Origin of the sequence: Peribacillus sp. FSL P2-0133 (assembly GCF_037975445.1) — a bacterium.
Classification (GTDB): Bacteria; Bacillota; Bacilli; order Bacillales; family DSM-1321; genus Peribacillus; species Peribacillus simplex_E.
The window spans coordinates 5,122,135-5,136,776 of the sequence record NZ_CP150254.1; the positions used below are offsets into that span (position 1 = coordinate 5,122,135).

A 14,642-nucleotide genomic window follows, 5' to 3' on the forward strand; every position below is an offset into this window, starting at 1 on the left:
GTTCGGTAAATAAGGTTTAAAATATTAAAACAATCTAAGTCTACTCCATCTTTTAAATGGTTCTTAATGCTAATAACCATTACGTTCTCGCTGATTTCAAATTTAGGTTTCTGAGGGGAAATATTGTTTTTTTTGCAAAGTCTTTTTACTACTTGTTAAAAAAAATCTACATCCCCAATATTTTTCTCCAAAAAATCACCCCTTGTTATTAACTTTTCTACTTATATCTATCTTAATCCAAATATTACCTTATTCAACTAACCTGCCCCGTTAGTTGCATAAAGAAAAAGCTGCCTCAAAGACAGCTCCAATCTTCAGCTAACGCACCCTTTAGTTCATTAAGAAAAGCGATTCTGAAAACAGTTCATGCTAATGAGTAACTTCATTTTTACTTTACATAAAGATTTTGCATTTGGACAAAATTATAGAAACAAATTCAATTGGAGAACAACATTTATGATTTTCCTTGCCCTTTTATTAATGTTAGGCGGTTTATTAATTATTAATACTATTTACGCTTATCACACCAAGCACATTGACTCGAATTTTTTATCCACTTTATGGTACTACATAAAGCTTTTACCTCTTTTCCTGTCTGCGAGTATTATGATTGGATACGGAGTGAAGTTTTTAACAAAAATTGTAGATAACTTAACCTTCTCACTTATTGTCTCTAAAGGAATGGAGATACTAGTTAGTGTCGCAATTGGATATATATTTCTAAAAGAAATTCCCAATTGGCGAACAGGGATTGGTATCACAATTATATTAATTGGTTTTTGGTTATTAAAAGGAAAATAGAAAGAGTTTACCTTGATAGGCTCTTTCTTATGACAAGTGTACTGTCGATAGTTATTCAAGAATATGGCCCAATTGTTGAACAAAGATCAACAGCACTCTTGAACTATTCTGCCCCGTTAGTGCCATAAGAAAAAGGCTGCCACAGCAACCCCTGTTATTGAATTAAAGCATCCGTTACTTTAAGAAGAGTGATACAAAAATAAAGCCAATTATGATTACAAGAATAAGAATTCCCGTACCTTTCCAACCTAAGCTACCAACTAAATCAGCAAGACCTCCACCGTGAATACTGCTAGAAGGATTTCTTTTTAATTCTTTTTGTCTTAATTTTTCTCTTCTTCTTTCAGGAGTTTCTTTATCTTCACTCATTTGAACACCCCCCTGTAAATTAAACAATCATTCCTTTTATATTTTACCATAAATAACCATTATCCTTGTTGAACTATCCTGCCCAGTTAGTGCCATAAGAAAAAGCTGCCTTAAAGACAGCTCCGATCTTAAGCTAAGTGTTGAATTCAAATAAAGTTTGATTAAAAATACCTCAGACAATATTTAATGATTTTTATTATTTTGCGGGGAGGTTCAAAATTACTTACACGCTAAGGGTTATTTTATAATATCAAAACGACCATTAGGGATTACTAATTAAATAAAATGGATTCTTCATTATTTGCGTTACATTTAAGTTTTAGATGTGAGGGATATTGAGTATTGAAATTAAGTGAAGTTTCTTAATCCTCGAATTCGAAAGAAATGAATAGTTCAAGGAATCTTTATACACTAGAACCGTGTTTTCTTAATATTCCATATAAGTGTATCAACACCTTTAGAGAAATGAAAAAGCGGATTGACTTCAGTAAGGTCAAAATTAAAGGGAGTAAAAAGTGTATTCGTACATATCTCTGCCTCTACTTTTTGTAGCGGCCAAGGACGATGGTGTATTTCTCCGCAATAGATATTGACTCCATTATCCGTACTATACAAGCAATATCTCTCTGTGAGCCAATGATCTAAAGTTCCTTTTTTAGGAAAATAAACTTCTGGTATTGGAGCGTACTTTGCATTAAATCTAATTGGAGTATTTGTTTTTCCATTACGGATACTTTGACAATGAAAGGTTTGTCCTTTTTTTTCTAAAGAAATTTGTGCAGAATGATAGGGCAAACGAAACCATTTCTTGGCTATTATATAGGAGGCCCAGTCCTCAACGTCAAGAGACATGAAAAAGATACCGGGTTTACCATCACATTGAACATATGTCCTTACATTGATTTCTGAAAATTTAGGGGTTAGTGATACAGATGACAATCCACGAGGATAAATTCCCTCCATAACGAAGAGAATAACTCCCAACCAGGCATATCCATCAAAGGTGTCAATTTCTAAATGAAGAGGAATATGCGGTCTTAGTGTTTCAGCTGGAATAGGCCAATGGGTAAACAAGAGATTTCTCCAAGGTTGTCGCATAATCCATTTTTTTGAAGGTATTGGCCAAGGACGGTGAGCGTTATCATCTAGTAGGTTCATGAAAAGTATCTCCTTTATATCTACTTAGTTAAGGGGTGAAAAAAAACTCAGAAAATCATTTGATGTTGCTTGTATTTTTCAATTGCTCTCTGTATTGACTTTCACCCTATAAAGTTGTGACTGATATCTTTATAAAATAACACAATTATACTTTTTCTGGAAATAACAACAATATTGAGCTGTTAAATTAATTTGATAGTGGAGAAGTGAATATGTCGAACATTCTATCCTATTTATCTTTTGTGATGGTTGCAATAATATTTGTCCTATTTTTATTCATGCTTGTTGGTTGGCGTTGGATTATGAAACGTATAGTTAAGAAAATGGGAAAAATCATTTTAACCGACAGCTATCAAGAAAATATTATGGAGTTAATGCCAGGACTAAGGCATATGGGCGTTCAAAATATGCTTGAAAATAGCTTGCGTGCAGAAACAGGCGACGTCCTGCATCGACCACTTGGCTCTTCAAAAAAATGGCCGCATTTGGATCCAATTACCTTTATCCCTGCACAAACGACACCATTTCCTATTGATGGTGAAGAAGACGTTGATGTTAAGGTAACCATTGGACCAAAAGCAAAAAAACCAATGAAAATAAAAATTCCTCTTATGATTACAGGGATGGCCTATGGTATCGCACTTAGTGAACAAACAAGGCTTTCTTTGGCGGAAGCAGCAAAAAATGTAGGAACCGCGATTAATTCCGGAGAAGGCGGAGTAATACCTGAAGAATTAGATAAAGCAGGAAAATATATTTTACAGTTTTCAAAAACAGAATGGTCAAAGGAAGAAGATCTTATTAAGCGTGCCGACATGATTGAAATTAAGTTCGGACAAGGCGCACTAGCTGGGATGGGGGGGAAAATTTCACCCACAAATTTAACAGGTCGGGCTCGTGAAGTGATGGGGCTTAAAGAAAATGAGGATGGAGTCATTTTTGAACATTTTTTTAAAAATCAAACATTGAAAGATATTAAAAAACTTGTTAATGAACTTCGGAGCATAACTGGTGGTGTTCCCATTGGTGTAAAAATGGGGGCAGGTGGAAAAATCGAAGAAGATATAGATCATTTAATTGAACTCGGTGTTGATTTCATTACGATTGACGGCGGCCAAGCAGCCACACACGGTGCCCCCCCCATTTTATCCGATGACATGGGAATACCAACATTGCATGCAGTTGTCCGGGCTGTTAATCATTTAGAAAAGAGAAAAATGAAGGGGCAAATTAGTTTAATTGTTTCAGGAGGGCTATTAGTACCTGGGCACTTTTTAAAAGTACTTGCACTCGGTGCTGATGCTGTTTATGTAGGATCTGCCATATTATTTGCTGTCTCACATAGTCAAGCATTGAATGCTCTTCCCTTTGAACCACCTACACAAGTTGTTTGGAATCAAGGTAAATTCAAGGATCAATTTAAGATAGAAGATGGAGTAAAAGCAGCAGAGAAATTCTTTACAGCAAGTATAGAAGAAATGAAAATGGCATTAAGAGCGATGGGGAAACATTCCTTAAAGGAGTTGTCAAAAAAAGATTTAGTTTCCTATGATGAATTGACTGCTAAAATGATTGGAATTCCCTTTTCGTTTGAACCTTGGGAAGACATACAAAAAGAGAAATAATTGAATGTGTATAGAAAGCAAATTCAAAATATCCAGATTGGCAAACGATCACATGTTATATTTAGTAAGGTAAGTTTAACCTTTGATATTAAAAGGACCACACATTTTTGATATGTCTAATATGTGTGGTCCTTTTACCTATTCGTTAGTTGATCAGCAAGAATAAAGAGCTGCCATCGCAACTCCATCTTCAACTAATGCGTCCGATTGCGGAAGAACAAAATAATAATTATAATTGCTGCCATTAGCTTCTTGAACTATAGCACCCGTTAGTTTAATAAGAATTTCTTTAATTGTTCATAATAAGAGCAACATTGAATGGAGGTTCTTTATGAAAAAAAGCCTTGTAATATTGATTGCCTGCCTAACTCTTTTCTCTTATTCTCCTGTTCAAGCCGAAACCGTAACTAAAAATGATATACAGTTGCGTGATGACTTGATTTTCATTATGCTTTATCCCTCAATTCAACAAGAATTGAAGAAGCAATATGGCGAAATTAAACAAAATTATTGTGGTGAAATAACCCAAATTAAGAAGCTGCCAATAGGCACTTACTTATTTAATGTCACCGTGCAGGTAACAACATTTGAAGGTGCTCACGGTCCTCCCAATGATTTAGTGACGATTACTTTTAGTAATGAAAAATCCATAGAGTGGCAGGCTATTGATTTCAAAAGAAAAAGGTTAAAGCCGAACGAAATAACTGAATGCAGACATCCTTTGTAAAAAGGGTGCTTTTTCTTCAGGAATATTATTCAACTAAACTGCCCCGATAGTTCCATAAGGAAAAGAGCTGCCGAAGCAACTCTCTTATTGAAGTAAAGCACCTAGATGAATAAACAATTTAAAATCCATTACCCTGGAATACTAATCTCATTAATTCGAAAGCTATAAAGTAAAATAAACCAACAAATATACTGAGACCTAGAGCTAATTTTCTCCAAATCCCTTTCTCACTGAGAAAAGAGAAAGAGAGAGATATAATGATTCCGCATATCATTAATACACGAAAAGTTGTTACTCCAGTTTCAATTACTCGAGTTATATCTGCAGCCAAGAAACAAATAACCAAGATAATAAAAGCAAACGAAATAACCCCTAAATATTTTTTCATGATTCCCCCCCTTCTCCTTTAATCTATTTTACCAAATATAGTAAATGTGTATATTTTTATTGGATTATCTTGCCCCTTTAGTTTCATAAAGAAAAGCTGCCTTAAAAGACAGCTTCGATCTTCAGCTAACGCACCCGTTAGCTGAAGTACAATAATTCACAATCTTACTTTTTTAGATAAAAACTATTACTAAAAGTTTTATATTGTATAAATATTTTAAAAATGTAAAAAAGCTTACTCAAAGAGTAAGCTTAACCTCTATAAACACTATCACATGTTCCAGGTTTTGGTTCATAAAAACAATGGTCTTTAAATTGACCAGTATGAGGTTGATCATACCATGTTGGAGGGCATGGAGCATATGGATTAAAATACCAAAGAGCATATCTAGCCGGATGCTGTCTCCAGTGCTTCAAATTCTGTTCTGCTAATCTTCTTTCAATACCTCTCGCTCTTTGATAAAATACATTCCCTTTTTGAACAGCTTCAAAAGAATAATTTCCTCCTTGTACTTGATAAATGACTTGTGGAATTGTTCTTAAACCTTTAAAGTCTAAACAATTAGCTACAAGACGATTCACAATTACATTTCCAACATATAACATTCCTTGTTGTCCTTCACCTTCGGCTTCAGCTCTCATCATCCTTGCCATTAAGTCAACGTCTGAACTTCGGTAACTCGCTCTTGCCATTTTTTCACCCCAAAAATATTGTATGAAAAATAGCCTACAGTCATGTCATTATTTATGTAATATAAATGCTTAGTTATAATAACTTACAGCTTTTAAGTAAAATGAAAACTATTGCATTCTTTTTTCCCTTTATTCAACTAACCTGCACCGTTAGTTGAATAAGAAAAAGCTGCCTTAAAGACAGCTCCGATCTTCAGCTAACGCACCCGTTAGCTTAATAATTATATTTTCTTTTTTTGATAGTAATTACCGATAAAATAGCTACAAATTATCCCGATAATAAAAGGAAGTACTGAACCTCCAAGTTCGAACCCTGTTGAAGTTTCTTCGTAAAAACTAAACATTAACAATTTAAAATCAAACAAATATCCGATCGATAAAAATATTATGCTTACACAGATAAATGATAATAAACCTACAAATACAGTTTTTATCAAAACTAACCCTTCTTTTCATAATTTCATTTTCTTTATTTTAACATATAAGGAAATAATTAGACATGGGTATTCTTTAATTCCTTGATGAACTAACCTGCCCCGTTAGTTCATCAAGGAAATCAACAACATCCTTTAACAGAGCCTATTAAAAAAATGTTCCAGTTGATTTCAGTAAAAAAACATGAAGGATAATCTAGTCATGTATTAAAATAATTGTTCGAAATGAGAACGATCCGGACCGCCCGCGGAAAGCAAGTGCCTGGAGAGGAAACCAACGACCTAGTCTTAGTCATCATCCGGAACCATCCCGAACCCCCTTTTTCCTACAAACTGACTGGAGTAATGCGCACCTCCATCTTTATTTCTCAGCCGAGTTTTTCACGCTTTTCTTCTTCATGTTCCTTCTTCACAAGGGACATGCCGCTCGCTTGGTATTTGAGGATCTTTTGAATGACCGTGCCGAGATGCGCTCCAGCTTCAACCGGGGGAATCCCTCCTTTATGGATGTTGGAAATGACCATCCTCTCTGCTTCAATCGTGCCCAAACGTGGTTTATAGCAAATATAAGCGCTCAATGATTCAGCACTGACTAGACCAGGCCGTTCACCGATCAACAGGACAATGACCTCAGGTCCAAGGATTTCACCGATATCATCCATCACGGCAACCCGGCCCTTTTCAATATAAAAAGGTGTACCCGTATTCAGACCTGCCAGTGCCAAAGATTGTTTGAAAGATAAATAGACATCCTCCACATTTTCTTCGATCGCCTTGGCACTTAAACCATCGGAAATGATGATTTGAACCGTTGGGGCCTTTATGCATTTGGCTTCTATCAACCGCTTTGCTTCATCCGAAAGCTTCCTGCCATAATCCGGACGCCGTAAATAGACTTCCTTATCAGCGGCCTTCGTTTTCACCTTGAATAAATCCAAGCGTTTCAAAAGAATATCACTGACTTCACCATATACAGCATCGACGGCCGCCGCATGGTCAAAACGGAATTTTAGCCAAGAATCCGTTTTCGGCCGCGTCCCTGCCCTTCCCACACCTATCCGCGCAGGGGTTTTCGCCATCAAGGCATCCAATTCTTCCTTATTATTCATTCCCATATCATCCACTCCTAATGGTTAAATATAGTTGGATCACCGGCACGCTTCGTTAATTTTCCATTCTCCATAATCCCCATCTTCTCCAGCCAGGCTTCATATAATGGGGCAGGCCGCTTATCCATCGTTTGCCTTAAAGTCGCTATATCGTGATAACTCAAAGACTGATAGTTTAGCATGCAGTCATCCCCCATCGGAGTTGCGATGATGAAATTCACGCCAGCCGCCGTTAAAAGTACACCCAAGTCCTCGATATCATTTTGATCCGCCTTCATATGATTCGTATAGCAAATATCCACACCCATCGGCAGTCCATGCATTTTTCCCATGAAATGATCTTCTAACCCGGCGCGGATGACCTGCTTGCTGTTATATAGATATTCAGGTCCGATGAATCCGACGACCGTATTGACAATGTACGGATCAAAATACCGGGCAAATCCATAGTTCCTGGCTTCAAGCGTCACCTGATCGATTCCGAAATGCGCTTCAGCCGATAACTCGGAGCCTTGCCCCGTTTCAAAATAAAGATGCTGCGGGCCTGTGCCGGTCCCATAGGCCTTCGCGACCTCATTAGCTTCTTCGAGCAATTGTACGTTGATTCCAAAAGAGCGATTGGCCGTTTCCGTTCCGGCGATGCTTTGAAAAATCATATCGGCAGGCGCACCCTGCTGTACGGCCTTAATTTGCGTGGTCACGTGCGCAAGCACACAATTTTGGGTCGGGATGTTCCACTTCTGGATGACATCCTGTGTCGCATGAAGCAGCCGCTTTACGCTTTCGACCGAATCATCGACAGGGTTGATTCCAATGAGTGCATCCCCAACTCCATAGGAGAGGCCTTCTTTTAAAGAAGCCAGCATGCCATCGACATTGTCGGTAGGGTGGTTAGGCTGAAGGCGCGAAGCAAGCGTTCCTTTGTATCCGATTGTGCTATTATTCTTGGTGAGCACTTCAATTTTATTGGCTGCATGGATAAGGTCGAGGTTCGACATTAATTTGGCTGCCGCAGCAATCATTTCACTATTCAATCCCCTGCTTAATCGCTTTAAATCCTCGCCGGTCGTTTCGTCACTCAAAATATATTCACGCAGCTCGGCAACGCTCCAGTTCTTCACGGATTGATAGATGGTTCCATTGATGAGACCATCTATAATCCGCGACACCTCATCCTCTTCCGGGGAGAGCAGGGGATAGTTCCTGATGTCCGCCAAGGTCAATTCGCTAAGCACCGCTTTCGCCGCAATCCGTTCTTGGACCGAATCTGCTGCAATTCCCGCAAGCCTATCTCCTGATTTCTCTTCATTCGCTTTGGCCATGACTTCTTTCAACGATTTGAATTGATGGATTTCCCCAAAGTATTGAGTGGATAATTTCATCGTATAATCCTCCTTTTCCTAACTGTGAAAGGTTAGCGTTTTTACTACAACCGGAACGACCCCTGTCCGCAGCAGCCTTCCTATATCTAAATAATCACCATGTTCCACTTCTGTCTGATCAATGCAGATGACCGGCAGATCCGGTTGGTTCGCTAGAATGGTTTGACCAAGTGCCTTCCCATAATCACTATCCATGACAATGATCAGAGGCTGCTGCCGATTCGGTTTTTGCATCAAAGCCTCGGTAAAAGCGACTGCGAGCTGGTGAATGTCCCGAAATGATTGATAAGGTAAATTCGTTAAATAAAAGGCAAAATTCAGGCCCTCCTGCAAGGCGTCGTATATCGTGATCGCATCCTGAACAGCATGTGCCATTCTCGCGGTTACATCATCAATCACGTCTTGAAAATCGACCCGATAGACCGGGATATTGCGAACGGGCAGATGAGAATCATTCACCTCAATGGTCGCACCGCTTATTTCAGTCGTATGTGCGCCTGCTCCAAGGACAGTCGCCCGAACCGTTTCAACGGGCTGTTCCCACTCCCATGCAGCCAATTCTTCATTTTCCTTAATAGAGGCGGCAAGCATCATGCCGATATCCCGGAAGCTTTTGTCCTCCCGTTCTTGATGATAGATGCAATCACTGACACCTCCCGAGAACATCAACACATCGATTCGTCCTTCCCATGATGGCTCCTTCCCCACTAAAAGGAGTTCATCTTCTTTTGTGAATGAACCAGCCAAAAACCTCGAAAGCACCTTCGCCATTTCATTTGTAATGATTGCCCCATCACCATTCATAGGAGAGTGCCCCTTTGATTTCAGCCATTTCCCTATTGAAGGAGCAACCTTCACCTTCGCTCCCTCCCACTCCACCAAACGGCCTCCTATATGCAGTGTGCAAGTTCCGCAAAGCATGCCGGAACGGTATACGGCAATATTCGCCGTTCCCCCGCCAATGTCTATGTTCGCTACAGTCTTTCTTGTCTTTATGGAATGTTGATGGGCACCCGATCCCTTGGCGGCAATGATTCCCTCCAAGTCCGGACCGGCTGCCGCTACAAGGAATTCCCCCGCCGCTTTAGATAACCGGTAAACCATTTCTTCTGCATTTTGTTTCGTTGCCGTTTCTCCGGTAATGATGACAGCCCCTGTTTGTATGTTATCGATCGTGATCCCGGCTTGATGGTATTCACTTTCCACCATTCTTTGAACAGCAGGTATATCAATAACCGTATCGGATAAAAGCGGGGTCCTGAAAATGGGACTTCGATACAGAATTTTCTTTTCGGTAATTTCAATTTTTGGCACCTGTCCGCCACCCGCCACATTCCTAAGCGAAAGCTCGCTGATGACAAGTTTCGTCGTACTGGTGCCAATATCAATTCCTGCACTGATGATTCGTTCCACCTGTTCATTCATTAAAATCACACCCCAGTTTTACACCACTTGGATTTCATTGCTGTTTTCTTCCTCGTTTTTCGTTTTATATTCATTTACACCGATAACTCCTGCTTCACGATCCTTTTCCTCCAATTCCAAAGCTTTCGGTACGGACAGCCAGTAAGCAAGACCGATTCCAATCGCTCCGGCAGATAGCTTTCCGACAATGATCGGCAATATCAAGGAGGGCTGAAAGTTGGCTGTGAATGATAAATGATCCCCTAATAGGAAGGCCGCACACACGGCGAAGGAAATGTTTATGACCTTATCCTTCGGCGGCATATCTTTAACAAGTTTGAACATCGCTAATATATTGGCTACCGTGGCTAATATCCCTGCACTCCCCGCTTTGCTCAGCCCGATTTTGCCGCCCATCGCTTCAAGCGGTTTGCCTGCGTATTTTTGAATCAGGTAAATCATTGGAAAAGCACCTGCCAGCATTATCCCGATATACCCCGCCGTTTCCAGAGCACGGAACTGGTCTGCCTTATCGGCCATGATCGGATGGAAACCCCAAGCACCAAGTACATTGGAAAACAGTCCGGTGAAAATTTCCACGATTGAAAACACGAGTACAAGTTTGATAGCGGCATCCAATATTTTTCCAAACCACATGAAACCTTTGATCATCAAATCCGGCAGGAAATAAAGACCTAGCGCGAGCAAGACCACAAAAATAAGAAGAGGGGAAAGATTCAGGGCAATTTTCAAATAGCTCAACGCGAATTCATATGTAGAATCCGCATTCGTGGAAATCACTTCTCGGATTTTCGAATTCGTTGCCACCACCAGCACGCTTGATATAAAAGCGCCAATCGGAATCGTCAGGATTCCTGACATGACACCAAGTGCCATGTATTTATGATCACGCTTCTCCAGCATCGCAAGTCCCATTGGAATCGAGAATACAATCGTTGCCCCTGACATGAATCCGACAATCATCGCCATGATCCAGCCTTCATATGATTGCTGCAGCTCGGCCGCTAATTGGTAACCCCCCATATCCGTTGCCAAAATCGTTGTTGCGGCGAGGGCGGGATCTGCACCGATCGCAGCGAAAATCGGGCCGCATACTTTATCGATGAACCATGATAAATAAGGGATCGAGGCCATGATTCCAGCTGCCGGGATAAATATATGGCCAACGGTATGCAAACCTTCCATGAACTGTTTGCCCAAGCCTTGCTCACTGTCTTTAATCGATGCAATAGCACCGACAACGGCACACACCATAATGATATAAATAACGAACTTACCAACCATCTCCATACATATTCCCCCTGAATTCCGATTTATTTTGGCCTATCGACTTAAAAAAAGGGTATAAAAAAGACGCCTCTTATAGCCCAAACTTAGGTTGCTCGGCAGAAATGCCTGCCTTCAACCATTTTGGTCCATCAAAGCGCCATTGCTTCATCTATTTACTTGTTTTTGATCATTTGCAATGATTCGACGTGCCACCGTCTCCATGGAAAGCTGCTTATCCATACTTAGCCTTCTCAGCTTAATGTAAGCGGTTTCTTCCGTTACATTCTTCCTTTTCATGATAATTCCTTTTGCCTTTTCAATGACTTTACGATTTGTGAGCGTTTCATCCAATTGAGCATTTCGTTCCTGATGCTTCTTTGTATTGGCTGCTTGCAGCAAAGCTATCTCCACCGCCGGAATCAAATTCGCCTCCGTAATTGGCTTTACAAGATATCCGACGATATTCGCGCGCTTCGCCTCGTCAATGTATTCACGCTGGCTGAATGCAGTTAAAAGCAGGACCGGAATCTGAAAGGTATTGGATATCACATCACTAGCCTTAAGCCCATTCATTTTTGGCATTTTGATATCCATCAAAACGAGATCCGGCTGTAGTTCATGTGCCAATTCAATCGCCTTCTCGCCGTTACGGGCATGTCCTACCACGTCGAAGCCTGCATCCTTGAGCATGATCGTTATATCAAGCAGAACAATCGATTCATCCTCCACGACCAAAATCCTCTTGACCACTTCTCCCACCTACCTCTTGTATGGAAATCTTACAGAAGCCAGGGTACCTTCTTTAATCCGATGAATCGAAAACTCCCCATCCAAATCATTTTCCACCGTCATGCGGATGATATCCAGCCCTAAAGTTGGTTTCACTGCCGGTGAATATCCGATGCCATCATCTTTTACTTGAATTTCCAATTCAGGACCATCCTTTTGAAAGCATACGGCAATCTTCCCTTCCGTCCCTTCCTTGAAAGCATGCTTCACACAATTATGAATGAGCTCATTCACAACCAGCGCGACAGAAATGCCAATGTCGGAATCAATGGAATGAAGCTCATCACCACTATATTCAATGCTCAGGCTTTGACGGGCATGACCCTCCGTATGAACGATCATATCGCCAATTTTCCTAATAAGCTCCAGCAGGTCCACATGATCGACCTGACTGCTTGCCAAAATGATTTCATAAACCGACGATATGCTTAACACCCGGTTCAAACTGACCAATAAATGAGGCTTGCTCTCTTCAGGGGCTCCTATCCTCATTTGCAGCCGAAGTAAACTGGCGACTGTCTGCAAATTATTCTTCACCCTATGATGAATTTCACGAATGGCCACTGACTTGCTAATCAGCTCTCTCTCTTTATCCCGCAGTTCTGTCAGGTCCCGGATGATGATGAACGTTTCATCGGAATTCTTGTTGCCCAAATGGAATTTCTTTATTTGGAAAATCTTTTTACCAATGTTCATTTCCTTCATTAAAATGTCTTCTTTTGAAGCAAGAACATCGGCAAAGCCAGGAAAATAATCGAAAATGGATTCACCTAAAACACAGTCCGTCATACATATATCCGATACTAGATTAATGGCAGCTGGATTCGTATAGACAAGCCGGTTTTGGTTATTAATCAGGAAAATGGACTCCTCGATAAATTCAGGAACTAAGGAATTTTGTTGATCTTGCCTATCAAACTGTTTTGAAGTTTCAGGTTCTTCATGAATCACCTTTTCCATGATTAAAACGGCGATGACCCGATTGCATTCCCCCTTGATTGGAACGACACTTTGCTGGACCATTGCTCCCTCTTGAGTCAATGCCCGATTCACGAACATGTCCTTACCGGTCCGCAATACATAAAATACTGCCGGTTCAAAAGCCTCATAGGCAAATTTCCCGACAACCGGATGATCATAAACCGATTTCACTGAATGTCCGCATGCCTCTGCGACGACAATGGCATGCTTCCCTTCAAGCACCGGACAATCGATAAACACATTCGCTTTATTCAAATTAGCTATTAACGATAAATTCGTTGATAGATTTTCAAGAATCTGAATATCCTTGTCCAGTAAATGAGTATGCATCTCACATAATTCTCGGACAGTCATTGTCCGTTCCATAGGCAAAACTCCAATAAATGTTTATTCATGGATATTATTATAGATTTCGCCTTTATTTTTGTCAATATTCAAAATATTCTAACGTAATGTATTCTAACATTAGATAGCGATATTTAAAGGGATATTTTCCAAACGTAAAAAGACCGAATTTCCCCGAATTTGGAGCAATTCCGTCTTTTTATTGTTTGTCCCTTTTTGATTGTGAACATTACTAGTGGATACTTAGTAGCATATTTGTGAAGTTTGTTTTTATATTTGTTAAGGTTGAGTTATTATTTGCTCAACTTTATTATGAGATATAGCATTACTTGGAGTAAATTGGGCAGTTAATTGATAGTCACCTTTTGTAAGCAACTTTGAATTAATTCTTATCGTATACTCCCATGTTTCTCCTTTACTAAATTCCTTGTAGTGTTCTTCAGTTGGTTGAGGTTCAACAGTAATGATAGTACCCTCTTTAATTGGACTGTCCGTTAAAGTATGGATTTCTACGTCTATTTCATTACCTGTAGCAAATCGTAGATTAACATTTTTATTTGTATGATTGGTAATTTTATAAATAAAACTCTCATAGTCGTCTGTTGTCAATTGATGTTCAAGTGATTGTTCGACGTTAAGTTCAATTGCATTGGTTTTTTTATCCATTTGAGCTATGTAGTAGTAATATCCATATACTATTAATGAAATTGACACAATACCAATAATAGTACCAATAATTAACTTTCGCACGCTCCCCCCTCCCCCTTCAACCATTAGATATTGCAATAAAAGCTTTGATGAGAAAGAAAGAGTAAAAAAGGTAAATTCTCTCTTAATTTTTTTAGTAACTTTTCACACTGCTAATTGGAGGATTGTCCGCGTAGTCTCTACCTGATCCTGTGGAAATTCCATAAGAAAATGCTCCTCCTTGACCACCACCAACAGAATGAAATTATTTTTTTCAACTAATTCATCTCCTAGTTTAAAATTCCAAAAAAAGTTTTTGTTTGATAGTACGTTACATAAGTTGTGCTTATTAGTTTTCCAGCTCCCGTCTATGATTTCATTCGAAATTTGGTAGCAAATGAATCTCCATAGATAGCAGGTCTACTCCATTTTTTTTGGTTCGCTTTAATGGAGTACCTGTT

Annotated in this window: 13 protein-coding genes and 1 pseudogene; 3 read left to right on the forward strand and 11 right to left on the reverse strand. The window is 39.7% G+C overall.

The genetic code is table 11. The features are described 5' to 3' along the window. Positions 1-372: 372 nt before the first annotated feature. On the forward strand, positions 373-801 hold the full coding sequence (locus MKY17_RS24665; RefSeq protein WP_230303197.1) for a hypothetical protein: 429 nt from the start codon (positions 373-375) through the stop codon (positions 799-801). A 174-nt stretch (positions 802-975) separates the two neighbouring features. On the opposite strand, the gene MKY17_RS24670 is transcribed toward MKY17_RS24665, so the two are convergent. Both MKY17_RS24670 and MKY17_RS24675 read right to left on the reverse strand, forming a co-directional pair. Further along, the gene (locus MKY17_RS24670) at positions 976-1,170 is read right to left on the reverse strand and encodes a DUF6366 family protein (RefSeq protein WP_098372972.1); all 195 of its coding nucleotides are present in this window, start codon (positions 1,168-1,170) and stop codon (positions 976-978) included. A 411-nt stretch (positions 1,171-1,581) separates the two neighbouring features. Next, positions 1,582-2,328 carry a DUF2071 domain-containing protein gene (locus MKY17_RS24675; protein ID WP_141994580.1) on the reverse strand — a complete coding sequence of 249 codons (747 nt, stop codon included), beginning with the start codon at positions 2,326-2,328 and terminating at the stop codon, positions 1,582-1,584. A gap of 212 nt (positions 2,329-2,540) precedes the next feature. Here MKY17_RS24675 and MKY17_RS24680 point away from each other — a divergent pair, with 212 nt between their 5' ends. Then, a complete protein-coding gene (locus MKY17_RS24680; protein ID WP_141994579.1) occupies positions 2,541-3,953 on the forward strand; it encodes an FMN-binding glutamate synthase family protein in 1,413 nt (470 codons plus the stop codon). A gap of 331 nt (positions 3,954-4,284) precedes the next feature. Further along, positions 4,285-4,680: a DUF3888 domain-containing protein gene (locus MKY17_RS24685; RefSeq protein ID WP_098369294.1), complete on the forward strand. Its 396-nt coding sequence runs from the start codon at positions 4,285-4,287 to the stop codon at positions 4,678-4,680. 118 nt (positions 4,681-4,798) lie between these two features. Here the strand turns inward: MKY17_RS24685 and MKY17_RS24690 are convergent, their stop codons facing one another. The 9 genes and pseudogenes from MKY17_RS24690 to MKY17_RS24730 all read right to left on the reverse strand — a co-directional run bounded on the left by MKY17_RS24690 (position 4,799) and on the right by MKY17_RS24730 (position 14,244). Next, positions 4,799-5,068, reverse strand: a complete 270-nt coding sequence (locus tag MKY17_RS24690; RefSeq protein WP_098369293.1) for a hypothetical protein — start codon at positions 5,066-5,068, stop codon at positions 4,799-4,801. Positions 5,069-5,319: 251 nt separating this feature from the next. Further along, complete coding sequence (locus tag MKY17_RS24695; RefSeq protein WP_098369292.1) at positions 5,320-5,760, reverse strand: cell wall hydrolase; 441 nt, start codon at positions 5,758-5,760, stop codon at positions 5,320-5,322. 802 nt (positions 5,761-6,562) lie between these two features. After that, positions 6,563-7,288 (reverse strand): annotated as a pseudogene (gene eutC / locus MKY17_RS24700) (ethanolamine ammonia-lyase subunit EutC); the annotation flags it as partial. A gap of 32 nt (positions 7,289-7,320) precedes the next feature. Continuing rightward, positions 7,321-8,685 carry an ethanolamine ammonia-lyase subunit EutB gene (locus MKY17_RS24705; protein WP_098369289.1) on the reverse strand — a complete coding sequence of 455 codons (1,365 nt, stop codon included), beginning with the start codon at positions 8,683-8,685 and terminating at the stop codon, positions 7,321-7,323. An 18-nt stretch (positions 8,686-8,703) separates the two neighbouring features. Further along, complete coding sequence (locus tag MKY17_RS24710; protein WP_098369288.1) at positions 8,704-10,110, reverse strand: ethanolamine ammonia-lyase reactivating factor EutA; 1,407 nt, start codon at positions 10,108-10,110, stop codon at positions 8,704-8,706. A gap of 18 nt (positions 10,111-10,128) precedes the next feature. Next, the gene (gene eutH, locus MKY17_RS24715; protein WP_098369287.1) at positions 10,129-11,400 is read right to left on the reverse strand and encodes an ethanolamine utilization protein EutH; all 1,272 of its coding nucleotides are present in this window, start codon (positions 11,398-11,400) and stop codon (positions 10,129-10,131) included. A gap of 144 nt (positions 11,401-11,544) precedes the next feature. Then, entirely contained in the window at positions 11,545-12,129 is a 585-nt protein-coding gene (locus MKY17_RS24720; RefSeq protein WP_098369303.1) for a response regulator, read from the reverse strand. A gap of 9 nt (positions 12,130-12,138) precedes the next feature. Next, on the reverse strand, positions 12,139-13,515 hold the full coding sequence (locus MKY17_RS24725) for a sensor histidine kinase (RefSeq protein WP_098369286.1): 1,377 nt from the start codon (positions 13,513-13,515) through the stop codon (positions 12,139-12,141). A gap of 258 nt (positions 13,516-13,773) precedes the next feature. Then, positions 13,774-14,244, reverse strand: a complete 471-nt coding sequence (locus MKY17_RS24730) for a hypothetical protein (protein WP_098369285.1) — start codon at positions 14,242-14,244, stop codon at positions 13,774-13,776. Positions 14,245-14,642: the final 398 nt, after the last annotated feature.

Coding starts and splice junctions, on each gene's coding strand:
- eutH (WP_098369287.1), bottom strand. CDS start 11,400: ATGGAGATGGTTGGTAAGTTCGTTATTTATATCATTATGGTGTGTGCC.
- MKY17_RS24665 (WP_230303197.1), top strand. CDS start 373: ATGAGTAACTTCATTTTTACTTTACATAAAGATTTTGCATTTGGACAA.
- MKY17_RS24725 (WP_098369286.1), bottom strand. CDS start 13,515: ATGGAACGGACAATGACTGTCCGAGAATTATGTGAGATGCATACTCAT.
- MKY17_RS24670 (WP_098372972.1), bottom strand. CDS start 1,170: ATGAGTGAAGATAAAGAAACTCCTGAAAGAAGAAGAGAAAAATTAAGA.
- MKY17_RS24710 (WP_098369288.1), bottom strand. CDS start 10,110: ATGAATGAACAGGTGGAACGAATCATCAGTGCAGGAATTGATATTGGC.
- MKY17_RS24685 (WP_098369294.1), top strand. CDS start 4,285: ATGAAAAAAAGCCTTGTAATATTGATTGCCTGCCTAACTCTTTTCTCT.
- MKY17_RS24675 (WP_141994580.1), bottom strand. CDS start 2,328: ATGAACCTACTAGATGATAACGCTCACCGTCCTTGGCCAATACCTTCA.
- MKY17_RS24680 (WP_141994579.1), top strand. CDS start 2,541: ATGTCGAACATTCTATCCTATTTATCTTTTGTGATGGTTGCAATAATA.
- MKY17_RS24690 (WP_098369293.1), bottom strand. CDS start 5,068: ATGAAAAAATATTTAGGGGTTATTTCGTTTGCTTTTATTATCTTGGTT.
- MKY17_RS24705 (WP_098369289.1), bottom strand. CDS start 8,685: ATGAAATTATCCACTCAATACTTTGGGGAAATCCATCAATTCAAATCG.
- MKY17_RS24695 (WP_098369292.1), bottom strand. CDS start 5,760: ATGGCAAGAGCGAGTTACCGAAGTTCAGACGTTGACTTAATGGCAAGG.